Source organism: Clostridium sp. BL-8 (assembly GCF_002006495.1).
Classification (GTDB): domain Bacteria; phylum Bacillota; class Clostridia; order Clostridiales; family Clostridiaceae; genus Clostridium.
The window spans coordinates 38,525-59,191 of record NZ_LZZL01000025.1 but is presented as its reverse complement, the minus strand read 5'-3'; the positions used below and the strand labels follow the sequence as shown (position 1 = coordinate 59,191).

Here is a 20,667-nt window from a genome sequence, read left to right as displayed (position 1 = left end):
ATCGAAAATAATTAAAAATATGATAATGAATTTATAAAAGTTAGTTTATGAAAATTTTTTATTAGAAAGCGGCATAATAAGCTCCATAGTTCTGATTAATTTATAGAAAAATTATACATCAAGTAGTATAAAATAGAAAATGAGATATTGTTGGTAGATACATAAAAGTGAATAAGCTATAAATAATCTTAAGCTATATGATAAAATTAAGACATGAATATTATTGATCAAAGGAGTAATTTTTATGAAAATGACACTTTTTACAATGGAAATAATAGACGCGCAAAATAATAACTATAAAATTAAAATAAGTAATAATAAAGAATGCTCCATAATAGAATTTGATCCTTTAAAAAAAGAATTGCATTTCTTTAGCAATAATAAGTTAACAGATTATCTTAGAGCTAATGAATATCAGGTTAGAAAAATGCTGCATAATAAACGCATAGATACATATTATGTAGGATTTGATGTGAAGTTTGTTTTAACACATGATAAAGATGTGGCAGCTTTTAATGATAGAAGAAAGATTGTAGTTTTAGATAAACGAAATAATAACTTTAATAGCTATGCAATAGATGAAAGTGATGCAGAAGAAAAGATTTATAAGATTCACACAGATGCAAGCTTTTTCGAGAAGAAAAAGTATGGTGCCTTTGCATTCATAATAGAAGATTTAAAGGAAAATTATAATTTGTATTCAGAAAAAGTTGATGATATAGGCAGCAGTCAGGCTGAACTTGAAGCAGCTATAAAAGCCCTTGAAGTATTAAGAAATATCGAAAAAATAAGAATAATAACTGATAGCCAATATGTAAGAAAAGGGTTGACGGAATGGTTACCAATTTGGAAGTTAAATGGTTTTAAAACAATTAATGGAGAGCAACCTAAAAATATAGAAAAGTGGCTTAGCTTTGATAAGGCATGTAATGAAAAATACATTGAATTTCAATGGGTTAAAGGACATTCAAATCATTTTGAAAACTCTCTCTGCGATATGTATGCAAGGGATATAGGCAAAGATTCAAATTAAGAGACATTTAAGAATATAGAGTAGTAATTTTAGTTTTATTAAATTTATAAATATAAAGTAGATAGAGTCAATATAAATGACTTTTTGTTATAAATAGATTTAAAAAATGTTGAATTATCAGAATGTTAATAATATAATGGTTGTTATGGAATAAATTGTTGAATTATACACTATTTATTAAAATAAATAAGTTACATGATTTAATTTGTCAGATTATATAAAAATATAATCACTTATATTTACATTTGGAGGTGTTATTATTAAAATTACTCTTTTCATTTCATTATTATTATGTTGTTTGCTCTATTTATCTTTGGGCATTTATGGCTATAAGATAGATGCAAAATCAAAAACTAATAAAGTATTTTTTAATTTAAGCATGTGCTGTGTTCTCTGGTCAGGTGGATATGCAATGATGTTGATTTCTGAAAATATAAATATAGCATTTTTTTGGAGAGCAGTTTCAGTTTTGGGATACTGTTTTGTTTCAGGACATTGGCTATATTTTGCATCTGTATTAAATAGCGAGGAAAAAAATAAATTTAGTTTTCCTATAATAATATTAGCTCACGTTCCTGCTATAGCATTATTTATGTGCAATGTCATAGTTACTCCTTCTTCAGCTATGATTAAGGAGTATTATGGATGGATTGATGTGTCACCAAATTCATTTGGTCAGATTGCATTTAGCATATATGCTGTCATTTTCTATATATCTGGTATTGTAGTTCTATTTTTCCAAGGAAAGAATTCTAAAAAGAATCGAATAAAAAAGCAAAATAGAATTATTTTATCAACCTGCATTATAAGTATTTCTATAGGAATATTTACAGACATAGTTTTACCTATATTTGGAGTGGTTCTATTTCCATCAGCAGTTTTGACTGGAATAATAGCACTGGGAGGAGTTTGTTATGCAATAAGTAAGCACAGGTTTATGCTAACTGCTCCTAGATATATATCGGAATATATTTACGATACTGTTAATGAACCGATTTTTATATTGAATGAAGATTTTACTATTCAGAGTTGTAATAAGACTTCGTTTAATGTAACACAGTATGAATTTCATGAACTACAAGGAAAAATATTTGGTGAATTTATATATTATGAAAATTTTGATTTTAATGAAATGATGGAGAAAAGCTATGTTAAAAATGTAGAGGTTAGATTACAGAAAAAAGATGGAAGCAATATAATATGTGAATTATCAGGAACAATAATTTATGATGAATATGATGATATGCTTGGAATTTTAATATTACTTCATGATATTTCAGAAAGAAAAAAGTTTTCAGAGATAGAAAAGGAATATACTTTAAAATTAGAAGAAACAAACTTGAAACTTAAAAATCAAATTGAGGATAAAATGCGTGCGGAAAAGCAAATACTTCATTATGTATATTATGATGCACTTACAGAACTTCCTAATAGGAAAATGATGTTGGAAAATCTTAATAAGCTATTAGAAAACAATAAGGAAGGATTTGCGATACTTTTTATTGATTTAGATAGTTTTAAACATATAAATGATAATTTTGGGCATCAAGTTGGTGATTGGGTTCTTAAAAATGTAGCAGTTAAATTAAAGAATATTATAGGGGCACAAGATAGCATTAGTAGAATAGGGGGAGATGAATTCATAATAATATTAAGAAGTCCAAAACTTGTTTCATATATTCAAGAAATTGCAATGAAGATTCAAATAGAACTGAAAAATCCTATTGTTTATGATGAAGAACTATTAAATATAGGAGCAAGTATAGGTATAAGTATTGCTCCTCAGCATGGGGATGACTCAGATACTTTAATTAGAAAAGCTGATATTGCGATGTATGAAGTTAAAGGTAATGGTGGATATAATTATGCTATATATTCGTCCGAAATGGAAGATAACGCCATTGATAAATTAGAAATAAAAATGAAATTAAATAAAGCTGTTAAAAAAGATGAATTTATAACCTATTATCAGCCCATTATGGATTTAAAATCTATGAAAGTTTTATATGCAGAGGCTCTCATAAGGTGGAGACAGGGAGAAAAAATTATTCCACCTATAGAATTTATCCCAATAGCTAAAAAAGTTGGAGAAATTATATCAATTGATAATTGGATGCTTAGAAAGTCTTGTGAGCAATGTAAGAAATGGAATGAACTTAGCTCGGGTGAGGTTAATATATCAGTAAATACATCTTATTCTCAACTAAAACAGCCTGGATTTGTATCATTTGTTAAGAATATATTAGAAAACTATTCATTGCCACAAGAGTATTTAAATCTTGAGATTACTGAAGATGAGGCTATGGAAGACTTTGATACAATAATAAATATATTAACTCAATTAAAAAGTATAGGAGTTAAAATTTCATTAGATGATTTTGGAACAGGTTATTCATCTCTTAGCTATATAAATAAGTTACCTATTGATAAGATAAAGATTGATAGATCACTTATAATTAATCTAGAAAAAAGCTATAAAAATACTATGATTATTAAATCAATAGTAGAAATGGGGCATAGTCTAAATATTAAAATTATAGCAGAAGGGATTGAAACAGAAAAACAACTTGAAATTTTAAAAGAACTTGAATGTGATTATATTCAAGGATATTTAATAGGGAAACCTATGGAAGCAACAGAGTTTGAATATAAATTTATTAATAAATTAGAAACGTAATTTACTAATCGTAATTTTTAGATTATATTACATACATCATAATATTTCACTTAATTTATAAAATTGTAACTTAACTGTTACATTTGTAGTGTATTATTTTTTACATAGAGATATTACTATAATATTTTACACTGGAGGAACTAAGATGAAAAAAATTGTTTACGTATTGACTGGTATAGCGTTAACAGCTACTTTAATGGTTGGATGTGGTGCTAATGCTGCAAATACTCAAAGTAATAACACAGCCTCAAACGCTTCAACTGATGATGGGACAAGCAAGCAGAGGAACTTTCAAAGAGCAGATTTAGAAGGAGAAGTTGCAAGTATTGATGGAAACAAAGTAACACTAAAAGTGATAAAAGCACCTGAAAGACCGGAAGGAACTGGTGGTGATAAACAAGCAAATAAAGATAGCGGAGATAAGACGGATAAGAAAGCAAATACTCAAGATAAACAAGTGCCTAAGGGACAATTGAACAAACAAGTGGAATATACAGGTGAAACCAAGGATATTACACTTGGCGATGGAATACAGATTAAATCTATGGGCAGAGGAACTCAAGCTAAGGATCTTACTGTTAGTGATATAAAGGTAGGAGATAGGCTTGGAATAACATATTCAAATAAGGATAATGAAACTATTTCGAGTATTATTGTAATGCCTGTTTCAAATGAAAATGCAAAAACAGATGATGGAAACTAAGATAAAGAAAATAATAGACCCCTTTGAATTTTCAAAGGGGTCTTATAATTTATAAAATCTTGATTAGAGTTAATTTGTGTAAAACTATCTATATAAATAAATATCTCTGACATAAACAAAATAAATATTTCATGAAATACACATTAATGATATAATTGCATTAGTGGAAAATATGCAAAATAGTAAAAAATTAGACATAGAACCTAATAATTTTTATATTTAAGTGTTATTTGGATGAATAAGTTATGACTTTATCTGCAAAATATTTTTCATAATTGTGGATTGCAAGATAATTAGAGTATGAGATAGTATTCTAAGATAAAGTAATGATTTATTTTCTTTTTAAGGGGGATAAATATATGGTTCAACAAACACATGAACATGAAGAAAGTTATATTTTAGAATCTAAAAAGAGATGCAAAGATTTAGGGCTTGATCCAGATAAGCCCAGAATACCCCAAAATGTTATGTCTAAATTAAATTTATGTAGACGTAAAGATGTTTATGAAGAAGTTTTAGATGTAGTAAGATTTTTTAGTAATAAAATGATCAAATCATTAGAAGGAACTCCAGTACTAATAGCCATTACAGATGAAAAGGGATATCTACTTGAGGTACTTGGAGATGATACGATAAGGGAAACCATGTCTAAATTAGGAATTAAGCCGGGAATTCAATTTCTAGAGGAAGAGATGGGGACAAATGTTGTTAGCTTGACACTCAAACAAAATAAACCAATACAATTAATAGGAACTAATCATTATCATAGATATTTACATGAGTGTGCATGTTATGGAGTACCGTTTCATTATTCAGATGAGGGGGATTTACTTGGAAGTATATGCATTATGACTGCTGTTATACTTCATAATCCATTTTTCTTAATGACATTAACCATGGTAGTTGATGCAATAGAAAGGGAGCTATTACTTAGAAAACAAAATAGACAAATAAGTAAGCAGCAGGAATTGTTATATAAGTCAGAAAAACGGCAAAGAGAATTACTTGAAAAGGATCTTGTTATGAAAGATGATTTCATAACACTTATTACTCATGAATTTAAAACGCCAATAAATGTCATTTATTCTGCGATCCAACTTATTGAGTATATATATAGTAATGAAATTTCCAAGCCAGTAGCAAAACTTATAAAAAGTATAAAGCGAAACACGTTCAGGCAATTAAGGCTTGTAAATAATTTGTTAGATATTACAAAATTTAATTCAAATCAGTTTAAATTGAATATGAAGAATATAGATATTATATTTTTAACTAAATCAATTACAGATTCGATAAAGATATATGCTAATCAGAAAAAGATTAATTTATCTTTTAAAAGTAATGTGAATAGCATTAATACTATAATAGATGATGAAAAATACGAACGTATAATTTTAAATCTTCTGTCCAATGCTATAAAATTTACTCCAGAGGGAGGTTCCATAACTGTTGAGGTCAAAGAAATTAGAAAAGATAAGAAATTGACTGTTGCTGTAAGTGATACTGGTATAGGAATTCCAAAAGAAAAGCATAAGATGATTTTTGAACGATTTGGTCAAGTTGAAAATAATCTATCAAGGCAGGCGGAAGGTAGTGGTATTGGTTTAGCACTTGTAAAGTTATTGGTAATCATTCTTGAGGGAAAGATAGAATTAGACAGTGAGTTAGATATTGGAAGTACATTTACTATAACACTGCCTATTAATGAGAAAAAAATAAATGAGGAAGAAAATAAAATGCTTCAAGCTTCTGATAACAGGTTAGTAAATGCCATTAATGTTGAGTTCTCGGATATTTATTTTTAAAATTTTCATGATTGTCTATTAATAAAGATATAAGGTGCTAAAATAAGAATACTAATGTAAATTGAAAAGGAGAGATATATATGAAAAGTATAGCATCCATATTAGTTTCGAATTTTAAAAGATGGGGAATCGATCATGTCTTTGGGATACCCGGAAAGCCACTTATACCTTTACTTATAGAGTTAGACAAACAAGATGTAAACTTTGTTTTAAGCAAACATGAAAATGGCGCTGGCTATGAGGCGGCTGGTTATTCACTGATGAGTAAAAAGATAGGTGTAGCTATAGGAACATCAGGGCCTGGGGGAACCAACTTATTAACATCTGCAGGACAAGCGAAAGCATATCATATACCAGTATTATTTATTACAGGACAGCAGCCTATATATAATTCTGGAAAAGCATTGGGGCAGGATTCTACAGCTTTTGGTACAGATTTAGTAAAAATGTTTGAATCGGTTACTAAGTTTAGTGCAAGAGTTGAAAGAGCTGACTTGTTTCAAAGATACTTACAACATGCATTGGAAAAAGCATATTTTGGCGTTAAAGGCCCAGTTCACTTATCTATACCAATGGATATACTTAATGAAGAAATAGAAGAATTTGAAATAAGTTTATGTGATGAACACAATAAATTAGTTTCTTTAAAATTAGATGAATTTATTAATAAGCTCGATAAAGCTAAAAAACCTGTAATCTTGGCAGGCAAGGGGATACATTCTAGTTTAGCCTATGAGGAAGTAAAAAAAGTAGCTGAATTATGGAATGTACCTGTTATGACAACTCCTGGAGGAAAAGGAACATTTGTTGAGGATCACCCATTATCACTTGGTGGTCTAGGTTTAGGTGGCACAGAAAAATCAAGTAGGTATATCAAAAAAGATGTAGATTTAATGATTGTCATAGGAAGTAAATTATCGGACATGTCTTTAGTTGATATTTCATCAGATAATCTTCCTAAAGAAGTTGTACAGATGGATTACGATCTTACATTTATAGAAAAATCACTTCAAGTTCAAACATTATCTATTTTGGGCGATATAAAAACAAATTTACAATTGATATTAGATAAAGTTCAGCATAAGCATAAAATAGAAAATAAGTATAGTTTACTAAGAGAAGAATGTGAACTGAAGGATAACAGAAATAATAATTCATCATATCTTTCTGCCATTGAAGTCATGGAGATAATAAGAGAAGAATTGCCAGATGATTCTATTATATTTGGGGATGATGGAAGCCATTCATTTTATGCAATAAAGTATTTTTCTATTAGGAAAGCTGGAACATTTTTTTTTGATGATATATTTGGAGCTATGGGACATGCTATAGGATATTCAATAGGTGCACAATTAGCGGATTATAATTCCAGGATTGTTTGCTTAACAGGTGATGGATGTACTTTTATGCAAGGTAGTGAAATATCAACTGCAGTAAATTATAACATTCCGGTTACCATTATAATATTAAATAATGGCAGGCTTGATATGGTAGATAAAGGAATGCAGCAACACTTTGGAAAAGCGGTTGGAACCATTTATAACGTACCACTAGATGTTAAAAAATTTGGGGAGTCATTAGGAGCAAAAACATATAAATGCTACAATCAGTCAGAATTAAGGGAAGCTTTAAAAATTTCAAATTTACATAGTGAAGTAATTGTAATAGAAGTTATAGTTGATCCATATGAAATACCGCCAACTATGAAAAGGGGATAGTAAGATGAATAAAGATTATGAAAAAGGGCTGAATATACTAAAGCAAATGACAGATGAAAAAGGCATAGAGATCATAAAATCTTTAGGAAAAATATTTCCTGATTTTGAAGAAAAAATGATTGACTTTGGATTTGGTCAGATATATTCACGTCCAAATCTAGATTTAAAGACAAATAGCATTAAGTAATTATTATTCAAGAATAAAAGCAATATTAGCATAGCATAAAATTGAACATTTTGTGTTATGTTTTTTCTTGATTTTTCTTTTATAAATGAGTAAGATATAAAATTAAGAATTACTTTATGTTGGAGGTTTTATATGAGAACAACTATTTATTACTTTACTGGAACCGGTAATTCATTAAAAATAGCAAAGGATTTAAGAGAAGATATAAATAACTGTGAACTTAGGCGCATATGTAGACGCAACATGGAAATCACAAAAGATATATCAGAAAGAATAGGATTTGTTTTTCCAGTCTATTACAGGGGACTGCCTAGGATGATGGAAAATTTTATAAAGAATCTAGATGTTCAATCAGGGAAATATTTTTTTGCTGTTGCGAATTTTGGAAGTTATGCAGCTTTGACATTTGAGCAGATTGATAATATTTTGCGAAGCAAGGGGAAATTTCTATCTGCAAACTTTAGCATAGAAATGCCAGGAAATATGTGGTTCATGTATTATCCACATCCCAAAGAGGATTATGTAAATAGAATGAAAAATGAGCCGTATATTGCAAGAGAAGTGGCAAAAAAGATTAATAACGGATTTACAAATGATATTGAATCTATGCCTAATAAAGAACAGGAAGAAAAAATGTATGACGAGTTTAAACCAGAATATATAGATGAAAATTTTTGGACTAGTTCTAGGTGCAATGGCTGTGGTACATGTTCTAAGGTATGCCCAGCTGAAAATATTGATATTGTAGATGAAAAACCTTTTTGGAAGCATCACTGTGAGCAATGTCTTGCATGTATTCATTTATGCCCACAAATGGCAATTGAATTTAAGCAGGATTCTATAAATAAAGAAAGATATAAAAATATTTATATTAAGTTAAATGAGCTGCTCTAGTCTCTTTAATAAAAAAATAAAAACAGGTTTTATTTATACTATGAATGTAAGTGATAATTATTTAAAAGATGTAGGATATACAGATAAATTTAAACGAACAGAGATGACAATGAAGAATATTTTTGGTTCATCGGAATTTCTTGCAGTCACAGATACTTATCAATTTGATGATTATTCTAAATATGAGACATCTGGTATTGATGTTCAGGGAAAGGCAAAGAGAAATAGTGAAATTTTTCCAGTGGATTGTCAAAAAGCTTTTGATATGGGAGTTAGATTTGTGCAAGAGTAACATAAAAAAAGTCATGCTATTAAGACAGCATGACTTTTTTATTATATAAGAATATTTATAAAAATCGGGATTGCTATAATATATATTATGCATTTTAACAAATTATATAAATTCTAATGATTAATATAATAAAAAATAGATTTTTTATGTCGTAAAAAAAATAATTTGCAATTCTTTTTTTATTTTAATAAAATAAATACTTAAAAAGACAAAATATGATATAATTACAGAAACGTAATTGTAGAAAAAAGTGAAAAAATAGACAAAATCTTTGATGGATTTTGCATTTTAAATTGATTTTCTTTTCAGGAGGTAAGGTATATGTTTCAACATATATTCGAGCAAGAAGCAGATTATATTTTAGAATCGAAAAAAAGATGTAAAGAGGCAGGTATGGATCCGAATGTGCCTAGAATGCCTCAAAGCATTATGTCAGAATTGGAGTTGGCCCAAAAGAAAGAGACTTATAAAGAAATTTTAGATGTTGTAAAATTTTTTAGTAATAAAATGATTGAATCCTTAAAAGGAACTTCGATATTAATTGCTATTTCTGATGAAAACGGATATTTATTAGATACATTAGGAGATGAAAATGTAAGAGGAACGATGTCTCAATTAGGAATTAAGCCGGGTATCCAGTTTAATGAAGAAGATATGGGAACAAATGTAGTTAGTTTAACTCTCAAGGAAAATCATCCAGTGCAGTTAATAGGAACTAATCACTATCATACATATTTACATAATAGTGCTTGTTATGGAGTACCATTTCACTATTCAGATGATGATAATCTGCTTGGAAGTATATGTATAATGACTACTGTAATACTTCATAATCCATTTTTTTTGATGACATTAACTACTGTGGTTGATGCTATAGAACGTGAGCTTATACTTAGAAAACAAAATCGCAAAATTAGCAGGCAGCAAGAATTATTATATCAATCTGAAAAAAAACAGAGAGAGCTTCTTGAAAAAGATCTTATTATGAAGGATGAGTTTATAACACTTATAACTCATGAGTTTAAAACACCAATAAATGTTATATATTCAGCCCTACAACTGATAGAACACGTATACGTTGATGAGGTATCTCAGCCTGTTGAAAAACTTTTAGGAAGTATAAAACGAAACACTTTCAGGCAATTGAGACTCGTTAATAACTTATTAGATATTACAAGACTACATTCCAATCAGTTTAAATTAAATTTAAAAAAGTTTGATATTGTATTTATAACGAAATTAATTACTGAGTCAATAAAAATATATGCAGATCAAAAGAAAATAAAACTTCAGTTTAAAGCAAATATAAGTAGCATAGAAATTGCATTAGATGAGGAAAAGTATGAACGGATTATTCTTAATCTTTTGTCAAATGCCATAAAATTTACTCCTGAGGGAGGTACAATAGATGTTGAAGTAAAAGAAAACAAAAAGAAAAAGACAATATCTATTGCTGTAAGTGATACTGGAATAGGAATTCCAAAGGAAAAGCATGAGATGATATTTAAGAGATTTGGACAGGTTGAAAATAACCTCTCAAGGCAGGCTGAAGGCAGTGGTATTGGGCTAGCACTTGTAAAAATGCTGGTAACAATTTTAAATGGAAGCATAAATCTAGATAGTGAGTTAGGTGTTGGCAGTACATTTACTATAATATTACCTATTAAAGAAAATGCGAATTACGATGAAAATAAAGTATTTATAGCTTCTGATAATGGTTTGGTAGATGCCATTAATGTTGAATTTTCAGATATATATTTTTAATATTTTTATATGAAATTATTATTAATACATAAAGGTAAGAAGCGTGGTACTGAATATAATATTCAGTATTGCGTTTTTTTTTTTGAAAAAAATTATTGTAAATATAATTACAAGCAAACTTGTTGTTGGGATAATTGTAAATATATATAATTATTCATAAAAATTTTAAATTATTTACTATATACTTCATAATTAGTCATGAAATTTATTGATTCGACTTTTACGATATGTTATCATGATGATAGTGAATATAATTAGTGGTTTAAATGCTAAAGTTTTCAATAATAAGAATTATGTGGAATTAAAATTAAATACGTAAAATGTAAATAGCAAATTCACTGAAAGGTGGAGACGCAAAGCCATGAGTCTAAAGTAATTTCGATTGCCATGATAGTCAGGTTGCCAAAATTGAAAATGATTTATTCATGGCAGGCAATATTTTTATTGTCTGCCTTTTTATAAATTTGAAAGGGGATTTAATTAATGAAAAGAGTTTTGATAGTTGATGATGCAGCATTTATGAGAGTAACACTTAAGACGATGCTTGAAAGAAATGGGTTTGAAGTAATTGGTGAAGCAGAAAGCGGAATAGCTGGAGTACAAAAATACATGGCATTAAATCCGGATGTTGTAACTATGGATATTACAATGCCTGAAATGGATGGAATAACAGCTTTAAGAGAAATTAAAAAGGTTGACCCAGGAGCAAAGGTAGTTATGATCTCAGCAATGGGTCAGGAAGAATCTATTCGTGATGCCGTAATAGCTGGTGCGAAGTCTTTTGTAGTAAAGCCTTATAAAGAGGAATTTGTTGTAAAGACATTAACGCAAGTATTAGGGCTTTAATTTATGTATTTAGGAATGGGGTGGAGTAATTGTCGGATAATTTTAGTCAAGAGCCAATGCTATTAGATATTTACATATTTGAAACTACGCAGCTTATTGAGCAGCTTGAACAGGTCATAATAAATAATGAAAAAGCTGGATCTTTCACAATAGAGGCTATTAATGAAGTCTTTAGAATAATGCATACTATAAAAGGCTCATCGGCTATGATGATGTTTAATAACATAACAACCGTAGCACACTCAATAGAAGATTTATTCTATTTTCTCCGTGAAAATAAACGTGAAGATACTGATTATTCAAGACTTTCAGATATTGTTTTAGATGGAATTGATTTTATTAAAACAGAAGTAGATAAGGTTATTGAAAAGAAAAATCCAGATGGAGATGATTCAGAACTCATTTTAAATATAAAAAAATTTTTGGAAGAATTGAAAGGAAATAATGAATCCTCAGAGGAAAGAGTAATTAACGAAAAGATTATTGAAAGTATTAATGAAACTGAGAATTTAATAGATATAGAAACGGCTAAGGATTTAGGAAAGAATAGTTTTAAAGCTAAAGTTTATTTTGAAGAAGGCTGCGAAATGGAAGATATTAGAGCCTTTGGAATAGTAAATAGTATGCAGGAATTATCAGAAAATATTCACCATATTCCTAAAGAACTTTTTGGAGATGATAATTGTGTAGAAACTATTCGTAAGGATGGTTTTATTATATCTTTTACCACAGATAGAGAATATGACGAAGTACGTAAGTTTTTAGCTGAGACAATCTTAGTCAGAGAGGTAGAACTTACTGAAGTTAAAGATCATAATGAATCTAATAAGGCGAGTGAAAATGCTCTAGAAGCTAAAGAAATTTCAGAAGATTTAAAGAGCAAAAGTGATAAAGGAGATTTAGATAATAAAAAGGTTTTAGATAGTAATAAAATTTCAGAGAATCAGAAGGTTACAGAAGCTGTAAGCAAAGATAAAAAAGATGGAAAAACAGATAAAAAATCTGGATCTTCTCATCAGAGCATTATTAGTGTAAATGTATCTAAACTTGATATGCTTATGGATATGATTGGGGAATTAGTTATTTCAGAAGCCATGGTTATTCAAAATCCAGATTTAAAAGGGTTAAACCTCGGAAATTTTCAAAAAGCATCACGTCAATTAGAAAAAATTACTGGTGAGCTACAGGATATTGTTATGTCAATAAGAATGGTACCATTAGTTGCGACTTTCCAAAAAATGAATAGAATTGTCCGTGATATGTCAAAAAAGCTGTCAAAAGAAGTAAAGCTAAAAATCATAGGAGAAGATACTGAAGTTGATAAAAATATAATAGAACATATATCAGATCCACTTATGCATTTAGTGAGAAATTCCATAGATCATGGTTTGGAATCTCCAGAGGAGAGAATTGCAAAAGGTAAGCCTGAAATTGGGACAATTACACTAGAAGCAAAAAATGAAGGCGGTGATGTATTTATAATCGTTAGAGATGATGGTAAGGGATTAAACAGAGAAAAATTACTTACAAAAGCAAGAGAAAATGGGCTTATAAATAGACCAGAAGAAGATATTACTGATAAAGAAGTTTTCACATTCATTTTTTTACCAGGTTTTTCTACTAAGGATAAAGTAACAGAATTTTCAGGGCGTGGCGTTGGAATGGATGTAGTGGCAAAAAACATAGGGTCAGTTGGCGGAATTATTTCAGTAGACAGTGCTCCTAACATAGGAACTACTATGACATTAAAAATACCTTTAACTCTTGCTATTATGGATGGAATGATAATAAAAGTAGGTAAAGCGTCTTATACAATACCGATTAAAAGTATTAAAGAATCTTTTAGAGCAAAGGAAGAGGAAATAATAACTGATCCTGATGGCAATGAGATGATCATGATAAGAGGGAAATGTTATCCAATCTTAAGATTACATAGTTTGCATAAATTGAAGACTGAAGTAGAAAACATTCCTGATGGAATCATAATAATGGTTAGCAGTGATGATAAGAGTCTTTGTATATTTGCAGATGAACTAATAGGCCAACAGCAGGTAGTTGTAAAGGCTCTGCCAGAATATATTAAGAAGTTTAATAAAACAAATAATGGATTATCAGGTTGTACACTATTAGGTGATGGAAGCATCAGTTTAATACTTGATGTTGCAGAACTAGTTAAGTATTAGAGAGAAGGAGTGAATAGAAGTATGGATAATATGTACGAAGAAAATTTAGAATTTGAAGAAGATACTCAAAAAAGCAGATATTTGACATTTTCAATCGGTAAAGAAACATATGGAGTGGAAATTAAATATGTTATAGAAATAATAGGGATTCAGACAATAACAGAAATTCCTGAACTTCCAGAGTATATTAAAGGAATCATAAATCTTCGAGGTAAGATAATTCCTGTGATGGATGTAAGACTCCGTTTTAAGAAAGAGCCTATTGAATATAATGATAGAACCTGCGTTATAATTGTAGATATCAATAATACTTCTATTGGGCTTATAGTAGATAAAGTGGCCGAAGTAATTATAATTCCTGATCAAGATATTGTAGAACCGCCACAAATGAATAAAGGTATGAAGAATAGGTATATAAAAAATATGGGTAAGGTTGGTGAGGATGTGAAGCTTCTTCTTGACTGCGAAAAACTTTTAACAGAAGATGAGCTTGGGGAGCTAAACGAAGCGTTGTAAAAATAACAAGCAAGCATATTGTGGGGGGATTAAATAATGAAATGGTTCTATAATTTAAAGATTGCAACAAAATTGATAACTGGTTTTATTATTGTAGCTTTTATTGCAGGAGTAGTAGGAGCAGTAGGAATTATGAATGTTCATAAAATTAGCAGCCTTGATACTGAATTATATGAAGATCATACTGCAACGATGCCAGATTTAACAAATATAGCAAGTGATTATGAAATGGAAAGAGGGTTAATAAAGGATTTATTAATAGTAAAGGATGGGAATAAAAAACAAGAAAACACAAATAAATTGAGAAGTCTAGATGAAGAGATAGACAGCAGCTTAGTTCATTTTGAAAATAATGCACATGAGGATCAGGTGATTAAAGAACTAGCGGATTTAAAAAATTTAATAGCTTTATTTAGACAATTAAGGGATAAGGAACTAAATTTTATAACAGCAAATCAAGAACAACAGGCAATTGATATTATGTACAATGAAGGAGCAGCAACTTCTGATAATGTGCAAGAAACCATCGATAATTTAACAAAGCTAACGACGGATTTAGCAAAAGAGGCATCAGATACCAATTCAGCTTCTGCAAATACGGCAACTGTAACAATGCTAGTTGTAATAGTTATTGGGATAATTATTGCAGTTGGTCTTGGTATACTTATATCAAATATTATAAGCAGGCCTATAAAGAAAATGGTTGAGGCGGCAGATAAACTTTCGATGGGCGATATAAATGCTAATGTTGAAGCAGATACAAAAGATGAAATAGGAAGTCTTGCAGAATCTTTTGTAAGAATGATAGAAAATATCAGAGAACAGGCTCGTGCAGCTGAAAGAATAGCTTCTGGTGATTTAAGCTTTGATGTTAAGATTAAATCAGAACAGGATCTTCTTGGTAAGAAGTTATCTGAAATGATTGAAAAGAATAATGAAATCCTAGGGAGCATTAACGATGCGTCAGAGCAAGTGGCCTCAGGTTCGAAACAGATATCTGATTCAAGTATAGCACTTTCTCAAGGTGCAACAGAGCAGGCAAGTGCAATTGAAGAATTAACTGCATCTCTTGAAGAAATATCTTCTCAAACCCAATTAAATGCTCAAAATGCTAACAAGGCAAATGAATTAGCTGAAGGAGCTAAGGCAAATGCTATACAAGGTAATGAACAGATGCAGGAAATGCTTAAAGCCATGGAGGAAATAAATAATGCATCAAGCAATATTTCAAAAATCATTAAAGTAATTGATGATATTGCATTTCAAACTAATATTCTAGCACTTAATGCTGCTGTTGAAGCAGCAAGAGCAGGACAACACGGTAAAGGATTTGCAGTTGTGGCTGAAGAAGTGAGGAATCTTGCTGCACGTTCAGCAAATGCTGCAAAGGAAACAACTGATATGATTGAAAATTCTATTAAGAAATCTGAAGGTGGTACAAAGATAGCAATGGATACAGCTACTGCTCTTAGCGAAATAGTAACGGATGTCGAAAATGTAGCTAATCTTGTCAATGAAATTGCTATTGCATCAAACGAGCAGGCTTCTGGTCTTGGTCAAATTAATCAAGGGATTATGGAAGTATCACAGGTTGTTCAAAGTAATTCAGCTACTTCTGAAGAAGGGGCTACAGCAAGTGAAGAACTATCAACTCAAGCTGAATTGCTTAGAGAAATGGTAAGCAAATTTAAATTAAAGCAAAATGTTAGATCGTATAGAAATTTGTCTGAATTAAATCCAGAAGTAATAAAGTTGCTTGAGGAAATGGCAGAAAATAAGGGTAAATCATATGTAAATGATACATACAAAGAAGCTTCTACACCAAAGACTAAGATTGTATTAGATGACATGGATTTTGGAAAGTATTAAAGAAAAGGCTTTAGCAGAAATTGCTAAAGCCTTTTCTTTGTTAATAGAATTCAGAGTTCTGAGATTCTTAGGAAACAATCTTTCCCTTCATGAAACTTCTATTTGCATTTTTGTTTGATCCTGATCTATCAGCATTAATGCCTGGATTACTGTCTCTACCTGGACTAGCATTCATTCTTGGATTATTATTTATTATTCCTGGTCGTAGATCACCATTTATACCCAAAATGCCGCCATTTGCTCCAGAAAAAGAATTGGGATCTATATTTTGAGCTGTAATTGCCGCGCAGGATACAAATAACATGGAACATGTAATGAGCAATACAATTACAAACATAGTATAGAATATTTTCTTCATATTGTTATGCCTTCTTTCTGAATGGTGATATAAATTGTAGGAAATTTTTCTTTAATATAAATTCATATACATCTTTAAATCCCATATAAGATAATATTATCAATAAAGGGTATATTGGATAAAGATATCTAGACTTAATCTCCCACAAGATATAGAAACCTATAAAGCCTAAAATAACTAAGTTTAAGAATACTTCGTCATATCTCTTTGATCTTAAGGAACTTATCAAGCGTGTAAAAATAAAACAATACATTAAGAAGTTAGTTACATACAATATCCAATTTAATCCGCTTCTATATTTTGAATCTCCTTTAAACAAATTGGTGGCAAAAGTAGGATAGCTATACCCAGTATTTTCTCTCGCTATCCTTTGTCTAGAATTAGATGACGCTCCATTACCGATTCCATAGGTTTCAATTTGGTAGGTACCTTCAGTCCAGGTCCAGATTAATTTATTATAGTATAGATTTACTAGATCACTAAAGGACATACTGGATAATTTATTACTAATTTCTGATTTAAACAATTCTGTACTTTTTTCTTTATCATAGTTTCCCTGCCTTTGGTATATGGTGTAGCTTTTCATATTATCCCAATAACCAAAGGTGTCTTTATTCATACCCATATTTAGCCACATATAAATAGGAGCAGAATTTTTTGAGACTGATTCACTTACAACACCAGTAGCCTGTAGGGAAATATTTTGAATTAAGTTTGGAATGTTAAATAACAGAACTAGCACACAGAGGGCTTTTAAAACTTGCTTACGGCCAATTTCTGTTGTATTTAGTAAAATATATATAACTCCAGCTATTAAAATAAGAACACCTATACTTCTAAAATAATTTCCAATAGATAAAAGGATTGAAGAAATAATAATATCTTTAAAAGCTTTTTCTTTTACAAATCTTATTAAAAAGTATATAGCCGTGGTTAATAGTGTTGTTGCTATAATATCATTATATATGTAATTGCTCATAAGTAAGGATGGTATATATGCTGCAGCAAATATTAATATGCCATAGTCATTGTCTTTTGATTTATGATTTATTTCTTTATATATTAGGTAAATCATAAAAGTTGTAACAAGTGTAAATACTATATTGAAAATTTTTATAACTAAATAGTTATTTGGAAATATTGATAACAATCCTTTTAAATATAATACAGTTGAATAATTAAAAGGGAACATATAAAGATATCCACCATGTTGAAATGAAGAATAATCATTTTTATATAGCATATTTAAAGCTAATGAAAGTACTGTCTTGGAATCAGCTTCAGGTAATTTTGTAAATAAAAATATGATAATTATTTGAATGAAAAAGCTAAAGAGCAATGTTAATGAAATTACGAATTTTTTTCTATATTTATTTAATTTTAAGGATAATTTATATAGGATTATGTTTAATATAATTATTACTGTTATAAGTAATATGAAAATACCAAGATTCTGTCTTTGAAGAATAGGTCTATCACCATAAACATAAGAATTGTACTTTGCTCTGACAAAAAATGAGGATACTATAAAAAGTCCCATAAAAAAAATAAGTATTACATATATTGTTTTTTTTATAAATACTAGCATATGATGAACTCCTTTATAACAATGTAATTTTAGTTAAAGACATTTATATATTACTCCTTAATTATTACAATTTTGTTACAGATAAATATTATTATTTCTTGTATATAATGTATCAATATGGTTGTAGATTGTAGATAATATGAGTTCAGTTTTTAAGTAAAGGCATAATTTATGAAATTTTAATGAATCGATACTTAAACTATGAATATAAAACATATAAAATGCAAAAAGTAAAATTGAGGTGAAAAAAATGACAAAATACAAATTTATTACATCAGATAATGATGAGAGTGAAAATACTTCTTCAGACACATCAATGCCAGCAAAAAATAGAAAAAGGCATAAGCCAATAAGGGGACTTCCACGTCTGGAAAAATAATAATTTAATAAATCTATATAATACTATCAAGTATTAAGCACAATATAATTACCAAACATATAGTTATTATATTGTGCTATTTTATTATTTTGGTGAAAATTTCTATTAGGGAGTGATTTGATTGTCATTAAAAAACTATGGAGTACTCAAAGCAAAAGCTATTAACTCACAAATGGGTAAATTTCATTATCAAGTTCTTGTCAAAGATGAAAATGATGTGAAGTATAGAATTGCTATTAATGTTAAATCAGAGGAATACCCATCAGAGGTATTGTATTTTATTAATGAAGATTTTAAGTGGAAAAATATTGATAAATTTCTAAAGCTGAAATCCGGATTTACAGAAATACAAAGTAATTCTTTAAACATGGCATTAGATTATATAAGAGGGGATTTATTCGAATCATCAAAAATGATACCTCTTGCTTCTAGGGTGACTGGTCCTGATAATGATCTAAATGAAAAAATTGATTTCTATATAAAAAAGGCTATAGGTACTGAATCAGTAATTTATGCATATGGAGAAAAGTGGGGACCAGAAAATAAAAGTGATAAATATTTTAAGTTTGAACCAGGAAATGGAATTCATGATATTCATATGAATCAAGGGAGTACAGATAACTGGAAAAAAGATAATGGTATATGGCAGGATGGAGGAATACTTATTTACTTCGAAAAAACTAATAGATGGGTAGGAATATTTTTGGCCTTCCAATCACAATCTTGGTGCACATGTGACAATGGTAATGCAATAAAACCAGTGTCAGAATGTAATCATATAAATAGTAAAGCCTGCAGAAATAAATAAAATACAATGATGAAAGTGTTATAAATTATAGTGTATAATAATTTATCATAGTATGAAGCAGGAGAAAATAAATGAATTTTGTAAGTATAGATTTTGAAACGGCTAATGAGAAGAGAACTAGCCCATGCTCTATAGGAATAGCAGTTATAGAAAATGGAAAAATGATAGAAAAAGTACATTACTTAATAAAACCTAAGGAAATGAGATTTATGCCAATAAATATTGGAATCCATGGAATACGGCCAAGTATGGTTCGAGATGAATTGGAATTTAATGAAGTATGGGAGAAAATTAAGCATTATTTCAATGATAATTTAGTTATAGCCCATAATGCATCATTTGATATATCAGTATTAAGAAACACATTAGAACTTTATAATATAGAAGCACCAAGCTTTCAGTATATATGTACAATGAAGCTTTCTAGAAATTTTTATAGTGAACTTGATAATGCAAGGCTTAATACGGTAAATAAATTCTTAGGCTTTGAATTTAAACATCATGATGCTTTAGCTGATGCAATAGCTTGTACTAATATTCTGATTAACATAGCAGAAGAATTAGGAACAAAAGATATTAATGAAATATCAATAATGACTGGAGTTACTTTAGGAAGTGTTGATAAAAATGGATACATTCCCTCGTCAACAAAAGGAAGAATCATTAGTAGATCAAGCAAGCACCCGTCAAAGAAAAATGAAGAAACAGGGAAATATCTCAATTATAGTACCTTTGAAAATGAAGTTGTTGTATTTACAGGTGGTTTAGCATCTATGACAAGAGATGAGGCAATAGGGCTAGTAAAAAAGCTTGGGGGAGTAGTGGGGAGTTCTGTGACAAAGAAGACAAACTGTTTAATTACCAATACTAAAGATGTGTATGATTTGACTAGAGAAGAGATGAGCAATAAGCTTAAAAAAACTATGGATTTGAAGAAAAAAGGACAAGATATAAGAATATTAAATGAAGAAGAATTTTTGAAGTTATGTTTCAATTGATGTTTAGCTTCTTATTGATAATAATGCATAAATTAAATAAGGAAGCGTT

Annotated in this window: 18 protein-coding genes and 1 riboswitch; of the genes, 16 read left to right on the top strand and 2 right to left on the bottom strand. The window is 29.4% G+C overall.

The window, feature by feature from the left end; all coding sequences use genetic code 11:
* Nucleotides 1-244 precede the first annotated feature (244 nt).
* From CLOBL_RS10615 to CLOBL_RS10555, 13 genes are all read left to right on the top strand, one after another.
* A complete protein-coding gene (locus CLOBL_RS10615) occupies nt 245-1,033 on the top strand; it encodes a ribonuclease H (RefSeq protein WP_077859004.1) in 789 nt (262 codons plus the stop codon).
* Nucleotides 1,034-1,268: 235 nt separating this feature from the next.
* Entirely contained in the window at nt 1,269-3,710 is a 2,442-nt protein-coding gene (locus CLOBL_RS10610) for an EAL domain-containing protein (protein ID WP_278281329.1), read from the top strand.
* A 145-nt stretch (nt 3,711-3,855) separates the two neighbouring features.
* On the top strand, nt 3,856-4,413 hold the full coding sequence (locus CLOBL_RS10605; protein ID WP_077859002.1) for a hypothetical protein: 558 nt from the start codon (nt 3,856-3,858) through the stop codon (nt 4,411-4,413).
* 359 nt (nt 4,414-4,772) lie between these two features.
* The gene (locus tag CLOBL_RS10600; protein WP_077859001.1) at nt 4,773-6,218 is read left to right on the top strand and encodes an ATP-binding protein; all 1,446 of its coding nucleotides are present in this window, start codon (nt 4,773-4,775) and stop codon (nt 6,216-6,218) included.
* A gap of 80 nt (nt 6,219-6,298) precedes the next feature.
* Nucleotides 6,299-7,936: a thiamine pyrophosphate-binding protein gene (locus CLOBL_RS10595; RefSeq protein WP_077859000.1), complete on the top strand. Its 1,638-nt coding sequence runs from the start codon at nt 6,299-6,301 to the stop codon at nt 7,934-7,936.
* 4 nt (nt 7,937-7,940) lie between these two features.
* Complete coding sequence (locus tag CLOBL_RS10590) at nt 7,941-8,123, top strand: hypothetical protein (protein ID WP_242953818.1); 183 nt, start codon at nt 7,941-7,943, stop codon at nt 8,121-8,123.
* A gap of 132 nt (nt 8,124-8,255) precedes the next feature.
* Nucleotides 8,256-9,017 (top strand): EFR1 family ferrodoxin, encoded by a 762-nt coding sequence (locus CLOBL_RS10585; RefSeq protein ID WP_077858999.1) that lies wholly within the window; start codon nt 8,256-8,258, stop codon nt 9,015-9,017.
* 40 nt (nt 9,018-9,057) lie between these two features.
* Entirely contained in the window at nt 9,058-9,309 is a 252-nt protein-coding gene (locus CLOBL_RS10580; RefSeq protein ID WP_077858998.1) for a hypothetical protein, read from the top strand.
* Nucleotides 9,310-9,630: 321 nt separating this feature from the next.
* Nucleotides 9,631-11,073 carry a HAMP domain-containing sensor histidine kinase gene (locus tag CLOBL_RS10575; protein WP_077858997.1) on the top strand — a complete coding sequence of 481 codons (1,443 nt, stop codon included), beginning with the start codon at nt 9,631-9,633 and terminating at the stop codon, nt 11,071-11,073.
* 318 nt (nt 11,074-11,391) lie between these two features.
* Nucleotides 11,392-11,480: riboswitch (cyclic di-GMP riboswitch) on the top strand.
* Between the two features lie 76 nt (nt 11,481-11,556).
* Nucleotides 11,557-11,919 carry a response regulator gene (locus CLOBL_RS10570; RefSeq protein WP_077858996.1) on the top strand — a complete coding sequence of 121 codons (363 nt, stop codon included), beginning with the start codon at nt 11,557-11,559 and terminating at the stop codon, nt 11,917-11,919.
* Between the two features lie 29 nt (nt 11,920-11,948).
* On the top strand, nt 11,949-14,102 hold the full coding sequence (locus tag CLOBL_RS10565; protein ID WP_077858995.1) for a chemotaxis protein CheA: 2,154 nt from the start codon (nt 11,949-11,951) through the stop codon (nt 14,100-14,102).
* A gap of 21 nt (nt 14,103-14,123) precedes the next feature.
* On the top strand, nt 14,124-14,618 hold the full coding sequence (locus CLOBL_RS10560) for a chemotaxis protein CheW (RefSeq protein ID WP_077858994.1): 495 nt from the start codon (nt 14,124-14,126) through the stop codon (nt 14,616-14,618).
* Between the two features lie 36 nt (nt 14,619-14,654).
* The gene (locus CLOBL_RS10555; RefSeq protein ID WP_077858993.1) at nt 14,655-16,487 is read left to right on the top strand and encodes a HAMP domain-containing methyl-accepting chemotaxis protein; all 1,833 of its coding nucleotides are present in this window, start codon (nt 14,655-14,657) and stop codon (nt 16,485-16,487) included.
* A 67-nt stretch (nt 16,488-16,554) separates the two neighbouring features.
* Here CLOBL_RS10555 and CLOBL_RS10550 read toward each other — a convergent pair whose 3' ends face one another.
* Together CLOBL_RS10550 and CLOBL_RS10545 are read right to left on the bottom strand one after the other, a co-directional pair.
* A complete protein-coding gene (locus tag CLOBL_RS10550) occupies nt 16,555-16,845 on the bottom strand; it encodes a hypothetical protein (RefSeq protein WP_077858992.1) in 291 nt (96 codons plus the stop codon).
* Between the two features lie 4 nt (nt 16,846-16,849).
* Nucleotides 16,850-18,433: a glycosyltransferase family 39 protein gene (locus CLOBL_RS10545; RefSeq protein ID WP_077858991.1), complete on the bottom strand. Its 1,584-nt coding sequence runs from the start codon at nt 18,431-18,433 to the stop codon at nt 16,850-16,852.
* 250 nt (nt 18,434-18,683) lie between these two features.
* Here CLOBL_RS10545 and CLOBL_RS28935 point away from each other — a divergent pair, with 250 nt between their 5' ends.
* The 3 genes from CLOBL_RS28935 to CLOBL_RS10535 all read left to right on the top strand — a co-directional run bounded on the left by CLOBL_RS28935 (nt 18,684) and on the right by CLOBL_RS10535 (nt 20,618).
* Nucleotides 18,684-18,812, top strand: a complete 129-nt coding sequence (locus CLOBL_RS28935; RefSeq protein WP_278281328.1) for a hypothetical protein — start codon at nt 18,684-18,686, stop codon at nt 18,810-18,812.
* 121 nt (nt 18,813-18,933) lie between these two features.
* On the top strand, nt 18,934-19,620 hold the full coding sequence (locus CLOBL_RS10540) for a YukJ family protein (RefSeq protein WP_077858990.1): 687 nt from the start codon (nt 18,934-18,936) through the stop codon (nt 19,618-19,620).
* A gap of 71 nt (nt 19,621-19,691) precedes the next feature.
* Nucleotides 19,692-20,618 carry an exonuclease domain-containing protein gene (locus CLOBL_RS10535; RefSeq protein WP_077858989.1) on the top strand — a complete coding sequence of 309 codons (927 nt, stop codon included), beginning with the start codon at nt 19,692-19,694 and terminating at the stop codon, nt 20,616-20,618.
* Nucleotides 20,619-20,667 lie beyond the last annotated feature (49 nt).

Bases quoted from the DNA above. Each gene is read 5' to 3' on its own strand.
- CLOBL_RS10615 (WP_077859004.1), top strand. From the start codon at position 245: ATGAAAATGACACTTTTTACAATGGAAATAATAGACGCGCAAAATAAT.
- CLOBL_RS10605 (WP_077859002.1), top strand. From the start codon at position 3,856: ATGAAAAAAATTGTTTACGTATTGACTGGTATAGCGTTAACAGCTACT.
- CLOBL_RS10600 (WP_077859001.1), top strand. From the start codon at position 4,773: ATGGTTCAACAAACACATGAACATGAAGAAAGTTATATTTTAGAATCT.
- CLOBL_RS10595 (WP_077859000.1), top strand. From the start codon at position 6,299: ATGAAAAGTATAGCATCCATATTAGTTTCGAATTTTAAAAGATGGGGA.
- CLOBL_RS10590 (WP_242953818.1), top strand. From the start codon at position 7,941: ATGAATAAAGATTATGAAAAAGGGCTGAATATACTAAAGCAAATGACA.
- CLOBL_RS10585 (WP_077858999.1), top strand. From the start codon at position 8,256: ATGAGAACAACTATTTATTACTTTACTGGAACCGGTAATTCATTAAAA.
- CLOBL_RS10580 (WP_077858998.1), top strand. From the start codon at position 9,058: ATGAATGTAAGTGATAATTATTTAAAAGATGTAGGATATACAGATAAA.
- CLOBL_RS10575 (WP_077858997.1), top strand. From the start codon at position 9,631: ATGTTTCAACATATATTCGAGCAAGAAGCAGATTATATTTTAGAATCG.
- CLOBL_RS10570 (WP_077858996.1), top strand. From the start codon at position 11,557: ATGAAAAGAGTTTTGATAGTTGATGATGCAGCATTTATGAGAGTAACA.
- CLOBL_RS10560 (WP_077858994.1), top strand. From the start codon at position 14,124: ATGGATAATATGTACGAAGAAAATTTAGAATTTGAAGAAGATACTCAA.
- CLOBL_RS10555 (WP_077858993.1), top strand. From the start codon at position 14,655: ATGAAATGGTTCTATAATTTAAAGATTGCAACAAAATTGATAACTGGT.
- CLOBL_RS10550 (WP_077858992.1), bottom strand. From the start codon at position 16,845: ATGAAGAAAATATTCTATACTATGTTTGTAATTGTATTGCTCATTACA.
- CLOBL_RS10545 (WP_077858991.1), bottom strand. From the start codon at position 18,433: ATGCTAGTATTTATAAAAAAAACAATATATGTAATACTTATTTTTTTT.
- CLOBL_RS28935 (WP_278281328.1), top strand. From the start codon at position 18,684: ATGACAAAATACAAATTTATTACATCAGATAATGATGAGAGTGAAAAT.
- CLOBL_RS10535 (WP_077858989.1), top strand. From the start codon at position 19,692: ATGAATTTTGTAAGTATAGATTTTGAAACGGCTAATGAGAAGAGAACT.